Source organism: Nocardioides sp. Iso805N, assembly GCF_000364605.1.
GTDB lineage: Bacteria > Actinomycetota > Actinomycetes > Propionibacteriales > Nocardioidaceae > Nocardioides.
The window spans coordinates 97,443-120,958 of record NZ_KB822584.1 but is presented as its reverse complement, the minus strand read 5'-3'; the positions used below and the strand labels follow the sequence as shown (position 1 = coordinate 120,958).

At 71.0% G+C, this 23,516-nt stretch carries 16 protein-coding genes; 3 read left to right on the top strand and 13 right to left on the bottom strand.

From position 1 onward, the window contains the following. The first annotated feature begins 1,653 nt into the window (after window positions 1-1,653). From H036_RS0118095 to H036_RS0118085, 3 genes are all read left to right on the top strand, one after another. Window positions 1,654-1,875, top strand: coding sequence for a hypothetical protein (locus H036_RS0118095; RefSeq protein WP_017936220.1), 222 nt, complete (start codon window positions 1,654-1,656; stop codon window positions 1,873-1,875). A 554-nt stretch (window positions 1,876-2,429) separates the two neighbouring features. After that, window positions 2,430-2,618 (top strand): hypothetical protein, encoded by a 189-nt coding sequence (locus H036_RS0118090; protein WP_157417591.1) that lies wholly within the window; start codon window positions 2,430-2,432, stop codon window positions 2,616-2,618. A gap of 256 nt (window positions 2,619-2,874) precedes the next feature. Next, window positions 2,875-3,804, top strand: coding sequence for a hypothetical protein (locus tag H036_RS0118085; protein ID WP_017936218.1), 930 nt, complete (start codon window positions 2,875-2,877; stop codon window positions 3,802-3,804). 213 nt (window positions 3,805-4,017) lie between these two features. Here H036_RS0118085 and H036_RS26015 read toward each other — a convergent pair whose 3' ends face one another. The 13 genes from H036_RS26015 to H036_RS0118020 all read right to left on the bottom strand — a co-directional run bounded on the left by H036_RS26015 (window position 4,018) and on the right by H036_RS0118020 (window position 23,354). Continuing rightward, on the bottom strand, window positions 4,018-4,872 hold the full coding sequence (locus H036_RS26015; protein WP_017936217.1) for an MEDS domain-containing protein: 855 nt from the start codon (window positions 4,870-4,872) through the stop codon (window positions 4,018-4,020). Between the two features lie 159 nt (window positions 4,873-5,031). Beyond that, on the bottom strand, window positions 5,032-5,751 hold the full coding sequence (locus H036_RS23585) for an acyltransferase (protein ID WP_017936216.1): 720 nt from the start codon (window positions 5,749-5,751) through the stop codon (window positions 5,032-5,034). A gap of 4 nt (window positions 5,752-5,755) precedes the next feature. Continuing rightward, window positions 5,756-7,858, bottom strand: a complete 2,103-nt coding sequence (locus tag H036_RS25180; RefSeq protein WP_017936215.1) for a glycosyltransferase — start codon at window positions 7,856-7,858, stop codon at window positions 5,756-5,758. Continuing rightward, window positions 7,858-9,123, bottom strand: coding sequence for a hypothetical protein (locus H036_RS23575; RefSeq protein ID WP_017936214.1), 1,266 nt, complete (start codon window positions 9,121-9,123; stop codon window positions 7,858-7,860). Before H036_RS23575 ends, H036_RS25180 begins: the two co-directional genes overlap by 1 nt. After that, complete coding sequence (locus tag H036_RS23570; protein ID WP_017936213.1) at window positions 9,120-10,355, bottom strand: glycosyltransferase; 1,236 nt, start codon at window positions 10,353-10,355, stop codon at window positions 9,120-9,122. The genes H036_RS23575 and H036_RS23570 overlap by 4 nt, the downstream gene beginning before the upstream one ends. Further along, complete coding sequence (locus tag H036_RS23565; RefSeq protein ID WP_051068719.1) at window positions 10,352-11,758, bottom strand: hypothetical protein; 1,407 nt, start codon at window positions 11,756-11,758, stop codon at window positions 10,352-10,354. The genes H036_RS23570 and H036_RS23565 overlap by 4 nt, the downstream gene beginning before the upstream one ends. Beyond that, on the bottom strand, window positions 11,755-13,065 hold the full coding sequence (locus H036_RS0118050; RefSeq protein ID WP_017936211.1) for a hypothetical protein: 1,311 nt from the start codon (window positions 13,063-13,065) through the stop codon (window positions 11,755-11,757). Before H036_RS0118050 ends, H036_RS23565 begins: the two co-directional genes overlap by 4 nt. Next, entirely contained in the window at window positions 13,062-14,537 is a 1,476-nt protein-coding gene (locus H036_RS0118045) for a hypothetical protein (protein WP_017936210.1), read from the bottom strand. The genes H036_RS0118050 and H036_RS0118045 overlap by 4 nt, the downstream gene beginning before the upstream one ends. A gap of 19 nt (window positions 14,538-14,556) precedes the next feature. Further along, on the bottom strand, window positions 14,557-16,644 hold the full coding sequence (locus tag H036_RS23560) for a heparinase II/III family protein (protein WP_017936209.1): 2,088 nt from the start codon (window positions 16,642-16,644) through the stop codon (window positions 14,557-14,559). Continuing rightward, entirely contained in the window at window positions 16,641-18,821 is a 2,181-nt protein-coding gene (locus H036_RS0118035) for a bi-domain-containing oxidoreductase (protein WP_017936208.1), read from the bottom strand. Before H036_RS0118035 ends, H036_RS23560 begins: the two co-directional genes overlap by 4 nt. Further along, window positions 18,818-20,728 carry an asparagine synthase (glutamine-hydrolyzing) gene (gene asnB, locus H036_RS0118030; RefSeq protein ID WP_017936207.1) on the bottom strand — a complete coding sequence of 637 codons (1,911 nt, stop codon included), beginning with the start codon at window positions 20,726-20,728 and terminating at the stop codon, window positions 18,818-18,820. Before asnB ends, H036_RS0118035 begins: the two co-directional genes overlap by 4 nt. Beyond that, entirely contained in the window at window positions 20,728-22,026 is a 1,299-nt protein-coding gene (locus H036_RS23555; RefSeq protein WP_198290011.1) for a glycosyltransferase family 4 protein, read from the bottom strand. The genes asnB and H036_RS23555 overlap by 1 nt, the downstream gene beginning before the upstream one ends. Beyond that, a complete protein-coding gene (locus H036_RS0118020) occupies window positions 22,023-23,354 on the bottom strand; it encodes a nucleotide sugar dehydrogenase (RefSeq protein WP_017936205.1) in 1,332 nt (443 codons plus the stop codon). The genes H036_RS23555 and H036_RS0118020 overlap by 4 nt, the downstream gene beginning before the upstream one ends. Window positions 23,355-23,516 lie beyond the last annotated feature (162 nt).

The window sequence follows — 23,516 nt, the reverse complement described above, 5'->3', positions numbered from 1 at the left end:
TACCGCTTAGCAGCAGCCATCACACACCCCCACATCCACTCTCAAAGTTTCGAGCAACCACGAACGATGTGGACCGAAAAACGGGGGGCAGGACAACCCCATATACGGCGGAAACGACAACGCCTACACGTATCCCTCGAATCCGATCGATGAATACGACTTCACCGGACTATCGAGGCCGGCATCAATCACAGCATCAGACGATTCGAGCAACTACAACACATCAGCTACAACAACGCGGCACCACTCGGCATCGAAATCGTGCGGAATACGCTGCCATGTTGGAAAGGCGGCGGCGGCGACCTACCATAACGTCGTGAATCACCGTGGGACCTACGCCACCCTCGCTGCAGGTGCAGTCTGCCTGGGTACAGCCGGCGCCGGCTGCTCCGCCGCGGGCATCGCAGCAGCCGGCATAAGTGCTCAGCAGAAGGCTCACTCCGTTAAATCTAAATCTTTCGCAAAGCACTTCGCGACTGGAACTGCGGAGTCACTTGCGGGATAGGGAATCGGCCGGGGCGTAGGCAGTATGTACGAGAATTTTAACAAGGCGCACCATTGGAGTTCCTATGTGGGAAGTGCGGGCATGACGGTCGCTAGTCTCGGGTTCCCCTCGTGAAAGAAATTGGATACGCGGGAGACAAATGGGGGTCAGGCGGTGAACGGTTCTACCTTGATAGGTTCACTCGGTGGTTCATAGCACCTGCATCTGCGGCCGTCTTCCTATGGCTCGCCATCATCGCGGTTCGGCCAATCAGTATTGCTAACCTGCTGTGGGCAATCGCGTACGCTGGCATCTCCATCGCGATTCTGGCGATCATGTGCTATAGGATCGTCTTGATTGTTTCTGGTGATCGCGTCTGGATCAGAAATGTCTTCACAAAGCGCTCCTTCCTCAGGAGCGATATCGTCGAGATCAAACATTCCTATGACGGAATGATATTCATTCTCTCTGACGGTCGACGGATCACTTCACTTGCGGTTCCGACATGGAATATTGTTCGGATACTGAGACTGAGGAATCGTGCAGATGCTGTCGCGACGACCATCCTCGACAATCGTCGCCGATGACAAGATTGGCGACGACACGACCGACGCGCCTTATCCGCGGCCGCGTAGGTGGATGGAGTTTCGTGTTTAGTCCGTCAACATGGCTTTCGCGGCCACGGGTCACCTAACCGTTACGAGCATTGATCGACGATCTGACTTCCTGAGTTGATTCCGCGGAGGCGGCCTGCGCGATGCGGAAGGCGCAATTCGGAGGCACTTTCGGCGGCCTAACCGGATACGGTCGCCTTTAATGGCTCTTCCTGACCGTGGACAACGACCAGCAACTGTCCGGCAAGGGATCGCTCACCGCACGCCGGGCCAGCCTGTCGTCGACGACGTCCAGCCCGCGACGGATCTTCGCAATAGACCCGTACGGTTATCCGTCGCTTTGTCGGGGGTTATCCGCGCGTTCCTCGCCATGGCTGGCCGGATCGGTTACGCGCGCTGCTCCGCGGACAAGCAGGCCTCGCGGCGCAGCGTGGGACGCTGTTCGAGCTCGGGGTCGAGGAGGAACGGGCCTATCTGACCACAGGCTCATCGGTAACAACCGATAGCGCGCTGGCCTCGACCGGGTGGGCAAGGGCACTAGGGCACGACGCATTCGTGCTCGCGATCCTCGCAGCGCCAGGACTGACGGCCTCGCCCGGGGATCGCGCTGACGCGCTCGGGCAGATGCGCATAAAGTCGTCGAAGGCGTGCTGCCTCGGCAGTTCGCACCAGACATCGGAGGAGGTTTTCATGAACCCCTACGCCGATTGGTCCGGCCCGCTTTTCACGGGCGGCGCAATCGTGCTGGTGGACGAATTCATCCAGCAGGCCGGATAGATGAAGCCGACGTGGAGACCTTGCTCGCGGCCGGCCCAGCACAGGGTGGCTACGTCGACAACCACCTCCGTGGCCCTTGGTGCGTACACTGCCGTCGCGCGAAGCCCTCGAAGCTCTTGGCATGCGACCGCGCACTGACTACACACTTGAGTTCTTCCAAGGGACCGCAGAGCCGTCGGATGCTGAGGAGCCCTCGCCGCCGGCTGGACCGTCGGCCGATGAAGGCTGGTACATGCAGTGGGGCTGAACGTGGTGCCTCCTACGCGGTGAGCGGCTACGCCCCAGCCATCAGAAGGGGTGACGCCGGCCGAGTAGGCGTACCGCGTCTGCGTCTCGCCCGCTGCAGCGCCCGAGGTGGGAGTGGCGGCGGTGTGCGCAGATGCAGGGCGACCATGCCGAGGACGAGCGGCAGCGGGAACGGCAGCGGCAACGGCAGCGGGAACGGCAGCGCCAGGACAAGCGTGACGACCCGACTAAGCGAGGCCGTGGCTCTGATTGCCAACTCCCGACGCCAACCCGACGCCGAGGACTCTGCGATGAAGGAGGATGGATCCGTGGCGCCCTATAGCGACCGACTCGCCGACGTCGACCCGTACCCGGCACCCTCACGTCCCCAGGCGCCGATGCCAACCTCGTCTTCCTCGACCACCTTGGCGTGGCTGGTCTTCGCAGGCGCAGCGCTCATCGTGGTCGGCTTCGTTGTCGGCGCGTTCATCACGATCGGGTACGCGCTCGCTTCCTGAGACGCTCCGGCCGCAGGCTCCAGGCGGTGCATGCTCCAGCCACCCTCTTACCGACGTGCCCTCACGACAGCCGGTATCTTGCCGCAGATTCCGCGGCGGCGGCCCGAATTCGCGCGCGCAGAGGACGCGCCGAGGCTTAACGTACGGACGTCCTTCGATGGGCAGTTCCGAGTTACGACAAGGGCGCGCGGGTCCCGGCTACACGATGTGAGGCGTTCGCACGATGCGAGATCTTCGGAGTGAATTCGAGCGCGCGATGTACGAGGTGCCGCGGAATCCCGATGCGTTCAGGAAGATCGAACGAGAGCTGCGCGAGAGCGACGAGGGATCGGCGGCGGATCGCGCCGAGCTTGCGGCTTGCGTCTTCGGGGCCCTCGCGCTTCTTCGAGAGGTCACCCTCGAAGAAGCGAGGGAGAAGTTCCTCGAGGCGAAGCGCGCCGGCACCGGCAATTTCCCGGCACTTCACTTCGGCCGCGCCGCGGTGGAGCAGAACGAGCCGGCGTACGCCCTTGAGGCTCTGCAAGCCGTGGACGCGTCGTACTTCGAAGCGCAGGACCTCCACTGGCGCAACGTCGAGGTGCTGACGCTCACGGCCGAGGCAGCGGTGCTTGCCGACGATCGCGACCTGCTCATACGGTCCCTTCTCCTCCTGAACGCCGAGTTCAGGAAGGAGGCAAAAGACCCGGACAGCCCGATCCCTCGCGAGTTGGAGGGACTGCTGCTGGGGCAGGACGATGCACCAGCCCTGTTGGAAATCCTGCTCGGCGGGCTCGAGATATCCGCCTGGGTCTATGCGGATGACCTTCCTGCGATCTCACGGATGCTGAACATGAGCTCAAAGGTGGATGAGCGCCGGCGGGTGCTGCTCGACATTCGCGACTTCCGCATCACGCCGGCCGAAGGTGACCAACTGCTGAGCCGGCTCGGTCCACGTGGCGATCCGCCGCTGGTCCAGCTGGATCGGCAGCACATCGGCTCTGCCCTGCTGCGCTTCGAGCGGGGCGACTTCTCGACCACCGATCTGGAGCGCTGGGCGGAGATCTTCGAATGCTACGACGACGTGGAGTACGAGGAGTCCTCCGCCGATGCCATCTCCGATGCCTTGTTCCTGCTAGCCACACCCGAGATCAACGGACCCGCCAGCGAGAGCATTGCCGACGTCAGGAGCGCGCTCGCCGGAGCGTGACGAGGTGTGCGAGCACCACGCCACGCCGGGGCTGTCATTTCCGCCCACGGGTGGGGAAATCGCACGCCGGAACCGCACCCCCGTTGTCATTTCCGCACACAGGCGGGGAAATGACAGGCCAGAACCGCATCCCCCGTCAGGTGCGCGCTCGACGCGGCGTCTCGCCAAGCTTCGTGCCCGGGTCGCGCGAGTGACCTCGTAGAGGAGTGTGGATCAGCCGACCGGTGTCCGGTGCTTCATGGTGAGCACGGTCAGCTCGACGCGGGAGTGGATGCCGAGCTTGGTGAAGATGTGCTTCAGGTGCGCATCGACGGTGTGCGCCGACACGAACAGCTGCCGGGCGATGTCCTTGTTGGTCAGACCCTTGGCGACGAACGCGGCGATCCGCAGCTCGCTCGGGGTCAGCGACGGCCACCGGCCAGCCGCGGACGGATCAGCCAGGGGAGGTCTGCTGGTGGGCTCTGCGACCTCGGCGTCGTACTCAGCCCGGGTCAGGAAGTGCGGATTCTCGAGCACCGTTCGGTCCAGGAGCACGAGCGGGTGGGTCTTGAGCACGGCAACGAGCATGTCGAGCCCGAAACGCTGCAGGTCGTACATGCACATGAAGAACGCCGGCTTGCGATCCACGACGTCGTTGAGGGCCGCCTCGTAGACGAAGAAGTCATCGGCACCATGAGGCTGCGACAGGATCCCGGGCCACGGCATCTCCCCGGTCGCACGCAGCAGTCCAGAGCCCTCCGCGACCACCTGCTCGAGGTTGTCCGAGAGCACCGAGGTCATGTGCTCGACCGAGAACATTCCGGACTGCAGGTAGACCTCGGAGGCTGGGCGCACGTCGAGTCGATCCGTCGGCGGCCCCGCGACGCCGGCTTCGCCTCCCGCCCGGGCACGCACAGCGCCGGGCTCGAGGCCGTCGAGGTAGCACACGCAGGTGTCCCCGTGACGGAGGCCCTGACTCAGGAAAGGGAACAGGAGGTCGTCCCGCTCGGCCGAGCCGGAGTAGAGAGCGCAGAGGTGCGTTCCCGGTGGGATCTCCACGCCCGGGATCCCGATGTCGACGACGCTCATATCGATCCCTTGCTCACCGCGAGCGTACGCGCCTTGGTCGGCTTTGGCACGGCGAGTCAGGAGGCGCTGCGTCGAGCTCCACCGCCGCGGACCGGCTGCCCCAGCCGTGAGCACCCGCCGGGACAGCGATCCCGGCGGGCACCCACAGAAGGCACCGGGCTACGAAGCAGCAGAGACAGTCTCCTGGGCAGACTCGCCCATCGGCTCACCCATCGCCTCCGCCATCGGCCGCCGATCGCCCAGATCCCGCCGCGGGAACGCCTTCGACGTACCTCCGCGCACGATCGAGTACGCCGGCACGCTCCGCGTGACGACCGCGCCGGCTCCGATGACGCTGCAGCGGCCGATCCGCACGCCCGAGGTGACGATGACGTTGGCACCGAGCCAGCAGTTGTCCTCGATCACCGTCGGGCCGCGGGTGGAGAAGCCCTGGTCCTCGACCGGCGTCTCGGGGTCGGCGAAGACGTGGTTGACGTCGGTGATGTAGGAGCCCTGCCCGACCAGGACGTGGTCGCCGATGACGACGAGGTGACCGGCGCCGATGGTGACGTTGCGGTTGAACTCCGCGCCCGCGCCGATCAGGATCCGGGCGCCGTCGTTGCCCCGGATGGTCATCGAGGACTCGAGATAGCTGCGCGGGCCGATCTGCAGCCGGCCCTCCTGGATCATCTGCAAGACGTTGCCCTGCAGCGGGTGGCGGAAGTGCACCTCCCGCCGGAAGAGTGCGACGGAGAGCATCCACCGCCGCCAGAACCACTGGTCCCGATTGCGCAGCCGCTGGTGTCCCAGCCAGCGCATCGTCGCGCGGTCGGGCAGGCCCGGCTCGCGCAGCGTGACGATGTCGTCGTACCCCCAGGTGTCGAGCTCTGCTCGCGACATGACTTCACTTCCCTCGTTCAGAGGAGTCGTGGAGGACTTCCCACAGCTCCCGGTACTGGGCGCGCAGCTGCTCACGTATGCGCGTCGTGGTCTTGTCGGACGGCCGGTCCGCGGCCCTCGCCCGCTCGACCTGGGCGATGAGCAGCTCCGGGTCGATCTGGTCGATGGGTTGGCTGAGCGGCGGCAGGCCGTACGTCGATTGCAGCTCTGCGCTCTTGGGCGCATAGCCGAGTGTCACCACCGGGCGGCCGACGGCGAGCGCGGCGACGAGGGTGTGGAAGCGACTGGCGACCACCACCTCCGCGCGCTCCAGCTCGGCGGCCACCGCCGGCAGGGTGTTGGCAGGACTGACCCGGATCTCGCCCTCGACACGGGTGAGGCGGGCGCTGCCACCGGAGCGGGCCTTGCGAGCGACCGCCTCCGCGACGGGCCGGTCGGCGAGATCGCCGACGACGAGGGTGACGCTCTCGCCGCGCTCGGCCAGGAGCCGGACGGCGCGGGCCACCGAGGTGGTGTAGCGGGCCAGGGCGCGAGCGCCGTTGCCCTGCCCGCCGCCGTAGTAGGCCATCACGCCGACGGCCACCTCGTCGGACTCCTGCTCGATGCCCGTGGGCGAGAGATGGCCCAGCACCAGATCCGGTGCGATCGAGACCTCGCGACGAACCCCGTCGGCCGCCACCGCCTCCCGCGAGCCCTGGTCGCGGACCGAGACCCAGGTCGCCAGCCGCAGCGTCCAGCGGTGCAGCAGCCGGGTGGCATGATCCTGGCCGGGCTGAGCGCCCACGCTGACCAGCGCGAACCGGCGCCCGCGCAGGCGGCAGCACAGCGCCACCACGAAGAGCCAGTAGGGCAGGCCCCACGGTCGCAGGCCGAGGCCGGTCTCCAGCACCCCCGAGCCTGGTATGACGACGGCGTCGGTCCGGCCGACCAGGTGCCACAAGCGAGGCACGTCGGCCAGCCGACTCAGCGCCTTGAGCACGCCGACGACCGGTCCACCGCCGGAGAGATCGCGGCGGTAGGTCATCAGCCGCGACGCCGGCAGGTCGTGCTCGCGCTCGACAGCGGCCGCGTCGACGCCCAGCACGGAGAGCTCAGCGTCGGGATGCTCGGCGCGCAGCCAGTCGGCGAAGGCGGACAGGGATGCCTCGTTGCCGAGGTTGCCGATGCCGTAGAACCCGAGCGCCGCCACCCGCAGCGGTCGTGGCGGCTCCTGCCGCCGCTCCGCCACGGCAGGGTCGGTGGTCGCCATGATGCGGCCCGACCGGCCCGGCATCGTCCGACTGAGCAGCCACCCGGACAGCGCACCGAGGCAGCTCGCCTTCGCGCGCAGCCCCAGCGGAGCGCGCCAGATGTGCACCAGGTAGGCCAGCACGTACTCGATCAGCAGGCGGGGCAGCGGGTTTCGCAGCCGGTCCGCGCGGCGCGGGTCGAGGCCGGCGCAGCGCGCCCGCAGGCCGGGCGCCCGCTCGCCGCGGTCGGGGTGGTCACGGCGGAAGTAGAGCACCTCCGGGACGTGGTGGAACCGACCGTGCAGCGCGAGCGCCGCCACGTAGACCCGGTCGGCGTTGTGATAGCTGCCCAGCGGGCCGATCCGACGGAACAGCTCGGTGCGGGCGACGCCGTAGAAGTCGTTGCCGCCGCTGACGTTCAGCAGGCTGCGCAGCCGCTCGGCGGGGTCGGGGGAGTCGGTGTCCAGCAGGTACGGCGCCGGCGCGATCACCAGGTCGTCCTCGTCGACGAAGGCGCTCTGCGCGTGTGCGAGCGCCAGGCTCGGGTCCGCCTCCAAGGCGGCGATGCACTTCTCGAAGAGGGTCGGAGCGTAGAGATCGTCGTCGCTGGCCCAGGCGAAGTAGCGGCCGGTGGCCAGCGCACGCACCGCGTTGTGGTTGCCGGCCGCGCCCAGGTTGCCGGCCTGGCGCACGTAGTGGACGCGCGGGTCGAGGGCGACGTACTTGGCCGCGATCTCGGGGGTGGCGTCGGTCGACGCGTTGTCGCTGATGATGATCTCGAGGTCGGTCAGGGTCTGGGCGAGCAGGCCGTCCAGTGCGCGGGCGAGGAACTTCTCGCCGTTGCGCACGGGCAGTCCGATGGTGAGCAGGGGTGCCATCACACGACCTCCAGAGGGCGGGGTGACTTGGGGGTTGGGATGTGCTCGGCGGCCGCACGATGCAGCTGGATCCACCACACGACGACGCCGATGCCGGCACCGATCGCCCAGCCCCAGGCGGAGCCGACGGCGCCGCCGAGGAAGGCACCGACGCCGCCGCCCACGACGTACAGGGTCGAGGAGGTGAGCTGTGCGAACAGGCTGCGCGGAGCCGCCCCGAGCGCGCGTACGCCGGAGGTCGCGCCCGAGGAGAGACAGCCCAGCATCACGCCGACGGTCGAGGGCAGCACCACCGGGTAGGCGCCGTGCCAGACGTCGTCGAGGAGCAGCTGTCCGACGCCGAGCGGCAGGATGATCAGCATCAGCGCACCCCAGGCGGCCGCGACCGCCGCCTGCACCCCGCCCAGCAGCAGACAGAAGCGGAAGAGACGATGCGGTGCCGAGGTGAGCACCTGGGAGGCCTCCGGCACCGCGACCTGTGCGATGCCCATCAGCACCACCAGGAACGGGCCCATCAGGATCTCCGCAGCGCGCAGCGAGCCGGCCGCGGCCAGTCCGGCGGCGGCGCCGACGGCGACGATGCGCAGCTGGCGGGAGAGCCCGACCGCGAGGTTCTCCACCAGGTAGCGGCTGCCCAGGTGGCGGTGCTCGCGCAGCCAGGACGGGACCTGGTCGATCATCGGCCGCACGCCGGTCAGGAACACGCCGCAGATCGCGGCGATGGTCGCGGTGCCGCCGAAGATGAGCATGCAGGCCGCGATGCCGTCGTGGTCGGTGAGCACCGCCGCGACCAGCCCGGCGATGGCCAGGACGGTCCAGATCAGGTCGAGGATGAGCGCGCCCTGGCCGCGGCCGGCGGCGAAGAACGCGAACCGCCAGCTGTCCTGCACCATCAGCCCCGGCAGGCCGAAGCCGAGCGCGAGGAACGCTGTACCGACGTGGCCGGGCAGCAGGATGCCGGCGATGATGGAGAGCACGCCGGCCACCGTCCCGACCAAAAGGGCCGTGCCGGCCGCGCTGGCGACCGCTCGCCGCCAGATGGGCTGCGCGCAGCCGCTGTAGCGCACCACGAGCGGGTCGGTGGACAGCCCGCGGGAGGCGTTGAGCACCACCGCGTAGGAGACGAACGCGATGCTGAAGGCGCCGAAGCCGTGCACACCCAGCGCGTGCGCGCAGACCAGGCTGACCAGCACGTTGCTGAGGCTGGAGACGCTCTGGTCGGCGACGCCCCAGCCGAGCCGGCGGACGATCTGGTGGACGTTCATCGGAGCGCTCCTTGGACTCCAGGGGTGACCCGGCGCTCGGTCGGGACCACCGGGTGCTCGACGGCGAAGTCGAAGATCGCGACCAGGCGGTCCAGTGCCGCCTGCGGCGTGAACCGGGCGCGGTAGGTGTCGCGGGCGGCCCGGCCGATCAGCAGGTGGCGGGAGACGTCGGTGTCGACGCCCGCGAGGGCCGCCGCCAACGCCGCCGCCGAGCCGTGCTGGAACAGCACCCCGTCGACGCCGTCGGTCACCAGCTCGGGGAAGGAGCCGTGCGCGGCCAGCAGCGGCACCGTCCCCGCCGCCATCGCCTCGACGGCGCTCAGCCCGAACGCCTCCTCCCAGGCCGACGGCACCACCGCCGCCAGCGAAGAGGCGAGTACGCCGCGGGCGTCGTCCCGGCTGACCGCACCCAGCACGTCGACCTCCGGCCGGGTCGCGGCCCAGGCGCGGACGTCGGGACCGAGCGGGCCGTCGCCGGCGATGACCAGCCGCAGCTGGGAGGCCGGCGTCGCCGCGCGGAACGCGTCCCATCCCGCCAGCAGCAGCGGCACGCCCTTGGCCGCGTCCAGCCGGCCGGCGTAGGCCACCCGGCGCTGGCGCAGGTGCCCCAGCGGCGGGGCGGGGACGCCGTGATGGCTGACGAAGACCCTGTCCTCGGGCAGCCGCAGACCGGCCAGCAGCCGGTGCTGGGACTCCGAGACGAAGTGATAGGCCGAGACCAGCGTGCGCCACCGCTCGCGGTGTGCCGCCAGGCCGGCGACCACCGGCAGCGCCGCCACCCGCGAGCCGCGGTAGCAGCCGTGTGCCACGGCCGGCGCGAGCTCGCCGCCGGCGCAGCTGTGGCACGGCGCGCCGTCGCGGAAGAAGTCGCCGCTGGCGCACAGCAGCTTGTAGTTGTGCAGCGTCGCGACGACCGGCACGCCCGTGTCGCGAGCGGCGTCCAGCACCGCCGGACTCAGCATCGGGAAGGTGTTGTGCACGTGCAGGACGTCGGGTCGCTCGTCGCGGAGCAACTCGGTGAGGCTGCGGCGTACGGCGGGGTTCCAGATCGACTGCGCGGGCACGGCCGCGCGTCGCGGCAGCGGCAACTGGGCGATCGAGTCGCTGGCTCGCTCGAAGCTGACCACCTCGTGGCCGGCGGCACGCAGCAGCACCGCCTCCTCGTCGACGACGGCGTTCTCCCCGCTCGGCGCGGCCGAGCGGTAGCGGGAGTGCGCGATCACGACCTTCATCGCTCCACCCCGTGGGCCTCGGGCGCCAGCAGCGCCGCCGCGACGGCCAGGTCGAGGATGTACGGCGAGGGGTTGCCCAGACCGGTCTCGGTCACCGAGGCGATCGCGCAGTAGACCAGCAGGAACAGGCCGATCGCGCGGCGCGGTCCGCGCACGTGCGTGATCGCCAGCAGCAACAGGGCCAGCAGGATCGCGGCCTCGACGGCGATGCCGAACCAACCCTCGTCGAGATAGGTCGCGACCCAGTTGCTGTCGATCGGCAGACCGTTGAACGACAGGTTGGACATGCCGTTGCCGAACATCTCGTGGATCGGGGTGCGGTGCATCGCGAAGACCTGCGACCAGACCTTGGTCCGGCCGGTGAACTGACCGGCGTCCTGGGCCGTCTGGCCGCGCAGCAGCCAGTCGGCGATCTGGCTGGCGAAGACGGTGGCGGCCAGCACCGCGATGATCGCGCCGAGCGCGGAGGTGCGGCGGACCCGGGCGTGGCCGAGGAAGAGGCTGGCGCCGGCGACGGCCATGCCGATCACACCGGCCAGCAGCGCGGTGCGGGTGTGGGTGGCCAGCAGGATCGGGGCGACCACGACCACCGTGACGATGGTGTGCTTGCCACTGACCACCCGGCACAGCCACAGGATGATCGTGACGCAGAGCAGCACGGCGGCGTAGTGGGCGACCTGGGTGGCCGGGATGGGCCACAGCACGCCGGCGAGGCGGCCGTCGAAGGAGAAGGCCAGGCCGGGGGAGAGCATCGCCCCGACCACCACGGTGCCGAGCACCACCCGCAGGCAGATCAGGTGGCAGCGCAGCAGCAGCATGTCGCGGCGGCCGAACCAGGGGCTGAGTACCCACAGCACCGTCACGAAGCCCAGCAGCCGGCAGGCCCGGAAGACCGAGCTCAGCAGGTACTGATTGTGGAAGGAGACCATCACCGCCACGATCGCGAGCATCGTCAGCAGCACCAGGAACAGGTGCGGACGGACCACCCGGCGTCGGTTCGCCAGCAGCGCCAGCCCCAGGGCGAGCCCGAGCGCGCCCTGGGTGATCAGCTGGCCGACGATCCGCGGGATGGGGACGACCGTCGCGTTGCCTGCGAACGCGAGCACGTTGACGAAGACCGCCGCCCACGCCGCCAGCACCATCGCCGGCACCGCATGCTCGTCGTACTCCGGTCGCGGCCGGGCGGCGATCGAGTACGGCGCGAGCGCCCGCGACCCCACCGGGAACGCCACCGCCGGGTCGGCCGGACGGCCGGTCGCGGCGTGAGCGGGCACCACCTGCGTGGCTGCGGCGTACGACGCGGCGTGGGAGCCGACATGGGAGCCGACGTGCGCCGTCACCTGCGAGGCCGCGTGCGAGTCCGCGTGCGACGCCGCGTGGGTGGGACGGGGCTGGGCGCTCATGCGCCTGCTCGCCATGCCTGGAGCGAGGTGCTGATGTGCGGCCGGCCGAAGCTCTCGTCGGTGCGGTCGGTGCCGATCAGCACCGCGAAGACCAGCTCGATGCCGGCCGAGCGCAGCAGGTCCGCAGCGGTGCGCAGCTGCTCGGCACTGGAGCGGCCGGCCGCCACCACCATGACCACCCGGTCCGCCCGCTCGGCGAGCTCCTCGGCACCCGCGTCGAAGTCGATCGGGTGCACGTCCAGCCCGACCAGGTCGGCCAGGGCGGTGGCCTCGCGGAGCCCGGCGCGGCCGGCGGTGACCAGCACGAGCGGGCGGCGCTCGGTGTCGGCCGCCTCGATGCCGCGGATCAGGACCTCCTGGCCCTGAGCCGCTGCGGTCGCGCCGTGCAGGAGGCCGGGTCGGATCCTGCTGGCGGCGTACCGGACGGGGGCGCCGATCGCCAGCGCCACCTCCTCGCGGCGACGCAGCCGGTTGGATGTCAGCGCACCGAAGAGCACGATCGCGGTGCCGATCCCCAGCCCGCCGATCAGGCCGGTCAGACCGAGCAGGATCGCGCGGCGGATCGTCGAGGAGCCGACCAGGGCGGCTGGATCGAGCACGTGGCTGGCCTTGGTCACCGAGTCGGCGGCCAGGGCGGTGGAGTCGACCTGCTGCTGCAAGGAGATCACCTGGGCGCTGAGCTGCGAGCGCCGGGACAGCACGTCGCCGGCCTCGCTCTGCTGGTTGGCGTTGCCGTTGCTGAGCGCGTCGTACTGGGTGGTGAGCTCGGTGATCTGCTGCTCCGCCGCCGCGATCTGGTCCTTGTAGCCGCTCACCTGGGCGTCGGCCTGGGCGTTGAGCTGGGCGGCCCGGTAGGTGAGGTAGGTCGAGGCCAGGTCACGCACCCCGCGCAGCGCCAGCTCGTTGGTTCCGGCCGAGACCGCCAGGGTCATCACGGTCGAGGTGGTCGCCGTGGCCGTGGTGCGGTCCTGCAGCACCGACGGCGCCGAGTGCAGGCCCAGCGCCTTGATCGTGCGCTCCGCGACGGTGCGGGTGCGCAGGATGCTGAGGTCGGTCTGCATCGCCGAGGCCGGGTCGGTGCCGGCGGGGTGCGACAGGTAGAGCGTGGTGGTCGCCGTCACCTCCGGCGGCACCGCGATCGCGTGCCCGGCACCCAGGACGAACCCGACGACGCCGAGCGTCACCCAGGTCTTCCAGCGGCGGCGCATCGCGGCCCACAGGTAGCTGATGCTGGCGACCATCGTCGGCGGCACGCCGGCGACCTCCTCGGTCTGCGGCTCGCTGATCCGCCAGCGCTCGGCGGTCATCGGATCGCTCCCGTCAGGCGGCTCGGCAGGGAGAGGTTCGCAGGACGCTGTCGCTGCGGCAGCCGCCCGGTGGTGTGATCGAGATCGTCGGGATTGGCGACCACCATGCCGTCGATGCGCAGACCCGCGTCGTCGAGTGTGACGGCCGCGCGGGCCAGTTCCTCGGCGGTGACGGTCCCGGCCGAGACCGCGACCAGGGTGCGCCCGCGCAACGGCACCGACTCGAGCTCGGGATTGCGGCGGTCCAGCACGACCACAGTGATCGTCAGGGTGGTGCGGGGGTCCTCGGCCGGCGTGGTGCTGACCACCAGGCCGGGCCGCAGCTCCTCCTCCTCGCCCTGGTGGACGCTGGCCCACAGAGCGGCCGCGCTGTCGTGCCGCTGGCCGAGCACCAGCCGCACCAGCACGCCGTTGGAGGCGGCGTACGACGCGAGCTGCGGGCCGATCGCCAAGGCGTCCTGGTCGCCGCTCAGGCTGACCAGGGTCAGTCGGCGGTCGGCCTGGTGCAGCACCTGGCGCAGTGCCCAGGCGTCGGCCGTGCCGGGGTCGTAGTCGGCGAGCAGGTCGGTCCAGCGGGCGACGGTCCGCGGCGGCCGGGCCCCGACCGAGGCGACCACGGTGCTGCCGAGGGCGTCGGCGATCTGGTCGCGGTAGCGCAGCCGGCGGTCGCGGCGGGCGAAGAGCGTCAGGCCCAGGGCCGCGATCAGGAGCGCGAGTCCGGCGCCGATCGCGCCGTACTGCACGGAGCGGTGCAGCAGGGCCGCCCGGCCTCCCGTGGCGGCGGGTTCGATGATGCTCGCGGTCGAGGGCGCGATGCCGGCCGCGGCCGTCTGGGCCTGCTGCTTGACCTGGTCGCGCTGCAGCACCATGTCGGCCTGCTGCGCGGTCAGTTGCGCGAGCGCGGTCGAGTCGGCGCGGCCGGCCGCGGTGGTCGCGCCCTCGCTGTTGCGCCGCTTGGTGGTGCTGGTGATCTGGGCGGCGAGTGAGCCCAGGCTGCCGTTGAGCTCGGACAGCCGCTGCGTGAAGTCGCGCTGCTGGGCCGAGAGGCCGGCGCTGGAGGCCTGCTTGACGTACTCGACCTCCGAGGCCGCTGCGGCCTGCGCCAGCTTCCGGGCGAACTCGGGCGAGTCCGCGGTGGCGTTGAACGCGACCACCGTCGAGCTGGGCGCGCTCGCGGAGATGTGGGCGGCCATCTGGCCCGCCGACAGCCGCGGCTTCAGCTTCTCGCCGGCCGGCCCGAGGACGGCGGCGCTGCCGGCGACCCGCTGCTCGGTGCCGGGGTCTCGCGGCGTCTGGTCGGCCGAGGCCTGCTCCGGGAGCAGCACCATGCTGGAACTGGCGTAGAGCGGTGGTCTGACCGCCGTGTACGTGACTCCGACCGCCAGCCCGAGCACCGTGGCGCCCACCAGCACCGCGCGGTGCCGGCGCAGCACGGCGAGTCCGCTGCGGATGTCGAGTGCCTGTTCCCCCATGTCTGGCTCTCCCTGCTCTTCAGTTGTCCGACGGGATCGGACGTGGAACGACGTGTAGCCGTGCGATGGACAGGTCCGCGACGGAGCGGACGCTGTGGAAGTTGAGGCTGGAGCAGAGCTCCACGTTGCCGCCCGGGACCGGCGCGAGCGTGCCCTCGCCGAGCAGGGTCGTCGCGGGCACCCGCTCGCCGAAGCGAGGGGAGTACCAGCCGAGGATCGGGTCGGTCTCGCCGGTGTGGCTGGTCCATGCCAGCCCGGTCGGCAGCGCGAACGTCGCCGTCCGCAGCTGCCCGTCGCGGCCGGCCCAGCGCAGCCGGGCGAAGGTGCCGTCCAGCTGCGCCGTGACGGCCGGGCCGAGGTGGAAGGCCATCCGGATCGGGAGCCGGCAGCGGTCACTGGCGGTGAGCACGTCGACGATGGCGAGCCTGCGCGCGGGCACGTCGAGGGAGACCACCCGGTCGTGCCGTACGCCGAACCGCTCGTAGCCGCTGTGGTGCCCCACCCAGGTCTGCGCGTCGTCGCCTATGCCGACCGCGTCGACCTCGGCCGTCGCGCTCTGCGTCCACAGGAAGGGGCCGCCGGAGACGGACTGGTCCACGCCGCCGAGCTCGATGGTGTTGTGCGCCAGCGTGGAGCGGAAGTAGCGCCGCCACGGGGCGGAGCCGTGGTAGCAGTAGGTGCCCGGGTCGGCCAGGACGTCGACGCCGTCCTGGCGCACCTCCACCGACAGCGCGTCGGCGTGGGCGTGCGCGGCGATGCCGGGCAGGCCGTGCGGGCCGGCGTCGCAGCGGCACCAGATCTCCTCGGGCGCATCCGGGTCGGTGAGCCGTGCGGCTCGGTCGGCGCCGGCGGTGCGCAGCACCGTCATGCCGGCGTCGGAGAAGGTCTGCGGGCGTGCGTCCGAGCGGTCCTCGGCGGTCCGGCGCCCCGGCGCCATCGCGCTGAGCAGGGCCGCCCCCACGCTCGGGATCGGCGGGTTCCACCAGCCGGTCGCACCGGTGAGCGCCGCGCCGGCCGCGAGCATCTGCGACCACGCGTTGCCCAGCTCCGGGTCGTCGAGCACCAGCCCGCGGCCCTCGTCGCCGTCGCCCTGACGCGGCGGGCGGCCGGTCACGTCCGCGACCGCGGCGGCCGCGTCGACCGAGCTGGCCAGCAGTCGCCAGGTCTCGTCCGGGAGCGGTACGCCCGAGGCGTCGGCCTCGACGGCCGCCACCAGGCCCAGCTCGGTGACGAAGCGGTGGTAGTCGGAGGCCTGCTCGCGGTTGAGTCCGCTGTCGAAGGTGTTCTCGGTCAGGGTGCGGCGCAGCATGTCGGCGGCCTGCCGACGCCAGCCGGCACTCTCCTGGAACCACGGGAACGCGCAGGAGGCCACCAGCAGCCCGGCCGCCTCGGCGATCGCGTGGTTGTTGGCCGAGGTGCCGCGGCTGGGGAAGGCCGCCAGGTAGCGCTGGTGCCACCACAGCTGACCGACGCCCTCGGCGTACAGGTCCTCGACACCGGGCCAGTCCTCGAGCAGCCGCCTGACCCAGGTCCAGCTGATCAGCCGGATGCCCAGCTCGATGCCGCTGGTCCAGTGCACGCCGCGCATCGGCTCATTGGCCGCCCACCACGAGCGCAGCCCGGCGGCGGCGCAGGCGGCGTAGATCTCCTCGCCGGTGAGCCAGTACGCCGCGGCCAGCACGGTCAGGTGGTGGTGCCGGGAGAGCTCCCAGACCTGCTTGACGTTGCCGGTGGTGCGCTCGTCGCGGTGGTCGATCCGGGGTGCCCGGCGACGGTCGGGCGCACGTACACCGCTGATCGGGTCGAGGAACCAGTCCGGGTCGCAGACGTCGGTCCGCTCGACGCCGAGGATGACCCAGCGGCCGGACAGGATCCGGTCGGCGGCGGCGACCAGCGCCGCGGCCGCCATCGGGTCGACCAGGTCGCGGGCCCCCTCGGGCAGCGGCGTCGGCCCGGGCCGGTCGGCGAGCGTGCGCCGCGGCGTACCGATGGGTGATGCGCCGACCCGGCCCCAGGCCGTCTGCAGCACCCGGTCGCCGATGCGGGCGGCGATCTCCTCGCCGGACATCTGCCGCAGCCGGCGGACCTTCCAGCCGACGGTGCTCACAGGACGACCTGCTCACGGGTCGCCAGGCTGGTCGCGACGGCGATCGTGGCCCGGGTGGTGGCGAGCAGCGAGTCCAGCGGGATCGGCATCGGCGCGTCGTCGCGGACCGCCGCGGTGAAGGCCGCCAGCTCGGCCCGCTGGCCCTTGTCCTGCCCCAGCCGGGAGTGGCGCGCGGTCTTCCCACGCGGAGTCCACAGGGTGGTGCCGGAGAAGTTGTCGAGCCGGGCGTTGCGGCCCGCGCCGGACACGTCGAGCAACTCCTTGGGAGCCCGAGCGGTCCCCCCGGTGGCGTAGGTCAGCGAGGCGAGCGAGCCGTCGGCGTAGGTGATCGTCGCCTGCACGTCCTGGTCGTGACCGACGGCGTGCACCCGGGTGGGCGGCGCGCCGGTCCACAGCGCCAGTACGTCGAGGAAGTGGCCGCCCTCGCCGACGAAGCGACTGCCCTCGCGGCCGGTGTCCTGGTACCAGCTGCCCGCGCCCAGCGGACCGGCGTTGACCAGGTAGCGCAGCGAGAGCGGGCCGCGGTCGCCGAAGCGCTCGCGCAGGTCGACCATCAGCGGCGCGAACCGGCGGTTGAAGCCGACCATCAGCCGGTCGTTGCCGGTGCGGGCGATGGTCGCGGCGATCTCCTCGAGCTGGTGCTCGTCGAGTGCCAGCGGCTTCTCCACGAAGACCGCCTTGCCGGTCTCCAGCGCGCTGCAGACCAGGCGGGCGTGCGAGTGGTGGCGGGTGGCGATCAGCACCGCGTCCAGGGTGTCGTCACCGAGCACCTCCTCGGCCTCGGTCACCGCCCGGTCGAAGCCGAACCGCTCCCGCGCACTCGCCGCTGTCAGCGACCGGGTGGTCGCCACCGTGCCGAGGTCGACGGTGGGGTCGGCGGCCAGGTGCGGCAGCAGCATCGAGGTCGCGTAGGCACCGGCACCGATGACGCCGAGCCGGACCGGCCCGCCCGGTCGGCGGACGTGTGGGGAACGCCGTACGGGTGGGCCGGCCGGAGCCGGGGGAGCAGCCGCCTCGGCGGCTGCGTCGGTGCCTGGCTCGGTGGCGTCGGTGGCTGTCGGGACCGGGCCGGCCTGCGGGTAGGAGAACAGGTGACCGATGCCGGTCAGCTCGCCGGTCCGCAGGGCCTCGTAGACACTCGACGCGTCGGTGACCGGGTGGACGCCGTCCACCAGCGGGGTGAGGTCGAGCGACTCGGCCGCGATCAGGTCGAGGAAGCAGTCGATGTTGCGCCGCTCGGTCCAGCGCACGTAGCCGGCCGGGTAGTCGATCCCGTCCAGCTCGTAGCGGTCGTCGTAGCGGCCGGGGCCGTAGGAGCGGGAGAACCGCACCTCCAGCTCCTTCTCGTAGCACTCGTTCCAGGGCAGGTCGAGGCGGGTCTTGCCGACATCGACGAGCCGGCCGCGGTCACGGGCGAGGTCCACGGCCAGCCGCAGCGGGTCGTTGCTGTGCCCACCCGCGGCCAGGAAGATGACGTCGGCGCCGTGCGGGCCGGCGATGCCCGCGGCCTCGTCGGGACCGGCGGTGGCTCGAGCCCCGGCCTTCTCGGCCAGCCGGCACCGCTCCGGCACCGGGTCCACCCCCAGGACGCGTACGCCGGAGGCCACCAGCAGCCGCACCATCAGCTGCCCGACCAGGCCGAGCCCGATCACGCATGCCGTCTCGCCCAGGGCCATCTCGCCGCGGCGCACGCCCTGCATCGCGATCGCGCCCACGGTGGCGAAGGCCGCGTGCTCGGGGGCCACCCCGTCGGGCACCGCGACGGCCAGGTTGACCGGCACCCAGTTGACCTCGGCGTGCAGCGCGAACTCGTTGCCCGCGCAGGCCACCATGTCACCGACAGCGAACTCCTCGGCGCCCTCGCCGACGGCGATCACCACGCCGGCCAGCGAGTAGCCGAGCGGGGTCCAGCGGTCGAGCTGCCCCATCGCCTTGCGGTACGCCGCGGCCGGGCCCTGCTGGGCCGCCGAGGACAGCACCTTGCGGACCTGGTCGGGACGCGCCTTCGCCTTGCCGATCAGCGAGAGCCGGGCCTCGCCGACCTTCATCAGCTCGGTGCCGGTGGAGATCAGCGAGTAGAGCGAGCGGACCAGGATGCCGCCGGGGCGGCAGGACGGCTCCGGCACCTCGAGGACGGCCAGGTCTCCGGACTTGTAGTTCTGTGCGACCTGCTTCATGCCGCCACCCCCTGGGATCGGACCTCACGCAGCCACAGCTCGAGCGTCAGCAGCTGCCACACCTGGAGCGCCAGGTCACGACGACCGGCGCGTTGATCGGCCACCATCCGCTGCAGCGGCTCGCGGCGCAGGAACCCGCCCGCGACCAGCTCGCCGCGCAGCAGGGTGTCGTCGACCAGCTCGCGCAGGTCCTCGACCAGCCAGGACCGGATCGGTGCCCCGAAGGACGACTTGGGGCGGTCGATGATCTCGTCGGGCAGCCAGGCCCGGGCGGCGTCCTTGAGCGCCGCCTTCTGCTCGCGACCGCGGATCTTCTCCGCCCCGGACAGGCCGAACGCGGCGGCGAAGACCACCGAGTCCGCGAACGGCACCCGCACCTCCACCGAGGCGGCCATCGAGGCCCGGTCGGTGTAGGTCAGGTTGAGCCCGGGCAGGAACATCCGGGAGTCGGCGAGGCACATCCGGTTGACCTGGTCGAGGTCGTCGGACGCGTCGGCGTACGTCGCCAGGTGCGCGCCGACGGCGGACTCGACGTGGCCGGATAGCTCCGGGGAGAGCAGTCCCTCCAGCTCGTCGACGTCGTAGAGGCTGTAGGAGCGGCGGAAGGCCGCCTCCTCGCCCAGGTCGGCGAAGTCGAGGAACCGGCGTGCCCAGCGCACCGTGCGCAGGCCGTGCCCGCCGACCGCGACCGGCAGCGCGCCGACGATGCCGCGGGCGGCGTTCCGCGCCGGGCCGGGGACGCGCTGGTAGCGGGCCGCCAGCAGACAGGCCAGGTGCTTGCGGTAGCCGCCGAACAGCTCGTCGGCACCGGTGCCGGACAGCAGCACCTTGATGCCGGCGTCGCGCGCGGCCTCGCACATCAGGAAGGTGTTGATCGCCGCCGGGTCGCCGATCGGCTCGTCCAGGGTGGCGACCATCCGCGGCAGCAGGTCCGCGACGTCGGGGCTCAGCTCGATCTCGTGCAGCGTGATGCCGAGGCGGGCGGCCAGCCGGCGGGCGTAGCGCGCGTCGTCCGGCATCGCCTCCATCCGCTTGTCCTGCTCGCGGAAGGCGATCGTCCAGGCCTCCATGTCCGGGTCGTCGCGGTGCGCGAGCGCGGTCACGATGGAGGAGTCGAGGCCGCCGGAGAGCAGGGTCGCCACCGGTACGTCGGAGATCAGGTGGCTGCGGACCGCGTCCTCCAGGACCGACCGCAGGTCGGGCCGGACGGCGTGCCGGGCCGCGTCCGCGACCGCGACCGGGTCCCAGAAGATGCCGCTCTCCAGCCGCCCGTCGGGGTGGTGGGTCTCCCAGCTTCCCGGCCGGACCTGGCGGACGCCCGCGATCGCGCTGTCCTGCGCGGGCAGCCAGCGGAACAGCGCCGCGGCGACCATGCCGGCCTCGTTCACGCGCAGCTCGTTGCCGACGACACCGAGCAGCGCCTTGAGCTCGGAGGTGAAGAGCAGGCCCTCGCCGCGCGGCATGACGTAGAGCGGCTTGATGCCGAGCGGGTCGCGGGCCAGCGTCAGCGTCCCGGTGGCCTGGTCGTGGATGGCCAGCGCGAACATCCCGCGGAAGCAGTTCAGCGCCGCCGGACCCCACAGGCGCCACGCCTCGAGCACGACCTCGGTGTCGGAGGAGGTGGTGAAGACGGCGCCGTGGCTCTCCAGCTCCGCACGCAGCTGGTGGAAGTTGTAGAGCTCGCCGTTGTAGATCAGCGTGAGGCCGGCGCGGCTGAACGGCTGGTCGGCGGCGGCGGTCGGGTCGATGATCGCCAGCCGGCGGTGTCCCAGCACCACCGAGCTCGACGGCGTCACGTGCTCGACCAGCGCACCGGCGTCTGGGCCGCGGTGGGCCAGCCGCTCGGTCATCGCAGCGACCAGCTCCTTGCCGTCGTGCTGCCCGAACGCTCCGGCGATCCCGCACATCAGACGGCCTCTCGCGACGGCCCCGCCGAGGCGTCGAGGTCGCGGGCGTCCCGCGTGGGCTCCGCCGTGCGGGGGCGCGGCACCCCGACCCGGCCGGTCAGCTCGTCATAGACGGCGAGGTACGCCGGAGACTGGTGCGACCAGGCCAGCCGCTGCTCGACCCGTTCGCGGCCGATGCGGCCCATCTGGGCACTCCGGGCCGGGTCGTCGAGGAGTGCCAGGAGCGCCTCGGCGTACGCGGCGACGGGGTCCTCGGAGCGCGGGTCGGCGTAGCTGGCGGCCTCACCCGCGGAGACGCGGGTCTCGACCAGGTCGAAGGCGATCACCGGCAGCCCGAAGGCCATGTACTCCATCGTCTTGTTCATCGTCGAGACGTCGTTGAGGGGGTTGAGCGGGTCGGGGGACAGGCCGACGTCGGCGGTGGAGAGCACCGCCATCAGCTCCTCGTCGCTGACCCTGCCGGGCATCTCGACGTGCTCGGCCAGCCCGCGTCGGTCGCGGTCAGCGACCAGGTCGGCCCAGCAGTCGCCGGCACCCATCACGGTGAAGGCGATGTCGTCGCGGCCCAGCTCGTTGACCACGTGGTCGGCGATGGCCAGCAGGATGTCGACGCCGTCCTGGGGACCCATCACGCCGATGTACGCCGCCAGGTAGGTGTGGCCGCGCTTCAGCGAAGGCTTCGGCTGCCCGGCACGCAGACGGGCGGGGTCGGGGCCGGTGCGCACCACGGTGATCCGCTCGGTCTCCACGTCGCCGCGCTCGTGGGCGACGGCGGCGTAGGACTCGTTGGTGGAGACCACCCGGTCGGCGGTGCGGAAGGTGGCCCGCTCCAGCGCCTTGAGACCGCGCAGCGGCAGCGTGGGGCCACCGGGGAAGCGGGACTCGTAGAGCTCGGGGCACAGGTCGTGGTGGTCGAAGACGAAGCGGGTGTGATCGCGCCAGCGGTACCAGCGGGCGATCGGCCAGAAGATGTCCGGCGGGTTGCAGGCCTGCAGCACCGCGAACCGACCCTGACGACGTGCCGCCGAGACCAGCCAGGCCGTTGCCAGGAACGACCAGACGTACTCGATCAGGTAGCCGATCGCGCCGCCGCCGGGGGCGTAGGGCCGGTAGGCCCTGATGGTGATGCCCTCGACCTGCTGGAACCGGCCGGTGCCGTGACCCTGCGGGCAGACCACGGTGACGTCGTACCCGGCGTCACGCAGCGTGGTGGCCTCCAGCCACACCCGACGGTCGAAGGGGACCGGCAGGTTCTGCACGATGATCAGGACCCGCTGACTCGGTGGGTGCGTGCTCACCATCCCACCCCCTGGTAGCCGGGGAGGGCCTCGATCTCGGGACCGAGGTTGCCCTGCAGGTCGAGGATCACCGGAGGCCTGGTTGCCAGGAGCGCCTGCCCCGCGCTCGGCCCGGCATCTCCCACCAAGGCGACCTCCGCGCCGGTGAGCGCACCGACCGCGTCGCGCGCGAGCAGGCAGTTGAGATGGGGCAGACGCTCCTGGACGTAGGTGAGGTTCGCGCCCGTGAGGCGCTGGGTGTTGAGCACCGGATCGAAGATCTTGACCGCGAAGCCCTTGCCGATCAGCCGCTCGGCCAGGTCGACGCTGGGGCTCTCCCGCAGGTCGTCGGTGTCGGCCTTGAAGCTGAGTCCGAGCAGGGCCACCCGCCGGGCGCCGGTGTTGATGACGCGCTCGATGACGTCGCGCACGACCAGCTCGTTGGTCTGCGCGGTCCCCGCCAGCAGCGGCGCGTCGACCCCGATCTGACGGGCCATGTGCTGCAGGGCCCGCAGGTCCTTCGGCAGGCAGCTGCCGCCGTAGGCGAAGCCCGGACGCAGGTACGTCGGCGCGATGTTCAGCTTCTCGTCCGCGACGAAGACCTCCATCACCTCGCGGGCATCGACGCCGTAGCCGCGGAAGATCCGGGCCAGCTCGTTGGCGAAGGAGACCTTGGTGGCGTGGAAGGCGTTGCAGGCGTACTTGAGCGCCTCGGCCGTCTCCACGCTGACGTGGTGGAAGCCCTCGGCGCCGATGGTGCGACGCAGGAAGCCGAACAGCTGCACCAGCGACTGCCGGGTGGCCTCCTCCTTCGTCCCGGTGACCAGGAACGGCGGGGTGTAGAAGTCGGCGACGGCCGTGCCCTCGCGCAGGAACTCGGGGCACATCGCGCTGCCGACCGACCAGCCCGCGGGCAGGTCGGCGAAGACCGGGTCCACGTGGGTGGCGCCGGTACCTGGCGGCACGGTGCTGCGGATCACCACGCTGTGGTGGCCGCTGTCAGGAGGGGTGGCGACGTCCATCGCGGCCCGGAGCTGGTCCAGGGCACGGTCGATGAAAGCCAGCTGGGTCTCGCCGTGGCCTGTGCTCGGCGTACCCACGCAGATCAGGGAGACGTCCGCGCGCTCCAGGGCGAGCTCGACGGACGACGTCGCCGAGAGCAGACCGGACTCGACGCCGGCGCGGACCATGTCGTCCAGACCCGGCTCGGAGACCGGGCTGCGACCGGTGGCGACGTGCGTGACCTTGATCGGGTCAGGATCGACGCCGACAACTTCGTGGCCCACGGCGGCCAATCCGGCGGCCGTGACGCTGCCGACGTAGCCGAGTCCGAAGACGGCGACCTTCATGAGGACCTCCCAGCAGATGCGGTGTAATGCTGGAAACCTCGCTCCGAGGGGGCGTCCCTTGCCGACACGGTTGCGTGCTTTCCCCTCATTTGGGGACCCTGGAAGCATGCGCCGTCTTCTGCTTCTGCTGACTCCTTTCCTTGTCGTCGGGAGCGTCGTCAT

Excerpts from the sequence above, each read along its gene's own strand:
- H036_RS0118050 (WP_017936211.1), bottom strand. The coding sequence starts at position 13,065 with ATGACCGCCGAGCGCTGGCGGATCAGCGAGCCGCAGACCGAGGAGGTC.
- H036_RS23570 (WP_017936213.1), bottom strand. The coding sequence starts at position 10,355 with ATGAAGGTCGTGATCGCGCACTCCCGCTACCGCTCGGCCGCGCCGAGC.
- H036_RS25180 (WP_017936215.1), bottom strand. The coding sequence starts at position 7,858 with ATGGCACCCCTGCTCACCATCGGACTGCCCGTGCGCAACGGCGAGAAG.
- H036_RS0118035 (WP_017936208.1), bottom strand. The coding sequence starts at position 18,821 with ATGAAGCAGGTCGCACAGAACTACAAGTCCGGAGACCTGGCCGTCCTC.
- H036_RS23575 (WP_017936214.1), bottom strand. The coding sequence starts at position 9,123 with ATGAACGTCCACCAGATCGTCCGCCGGCTCGGCTGGGGCGTCGCCGAC.
- H036_RS23585 (WP_017936216.1), bottom strand. The coding sequence starts at position 5,751 with ATGTCGCGAGCAGAGCTCGACACCTGGGGGTACGACGACATCGTCACG.
- H036_RS0118045 (WP_017936210.1), bottom strand. The coding sequence starts at position 14,537 with ATGGGGGAACAGGCACTCGACATCCGCAGCGGACTCGCCGTGCTGCGC.
- H036_RS23565 (WP_051068719.1), bottom strand. The coding sequence starts at position 11,758 with ATGAGCGCCCAGCCCCGTCCCACCCACGCGGCGTCGCACGCGGACTCG.
- asnB (WP_017936207.1), bottom strand. The coding sequence starts at position 20,728 with ATGTGCGGGATCGCCGGAGCGTTCGGGCAGCACGACGGCAAGGAGCTG.
- H036_RS0118020 (WP_017936205.1), bottom strand. The coding sequence starts at position 23,354 with ATGAAGGTCGCCGTCTTCGGACTCGGCTACGTCGGCAGCGTCACGGCC.
- H036_RS26015 (WP_017936217.1), bottom strand. The coding sequence starts at position 4,872 with ATGAGCGTCGTCGACATCGGGATCCCGGGCGTGGAGATCCCACCGGGA.
- H036_RS0118085 (WP_017936218.1), top strand. The coding sequence starts at position 2,875 with ATGTACGAGGTGCCGCGGAATCCCGATGCGTTCAGGAAGATCGAACGA.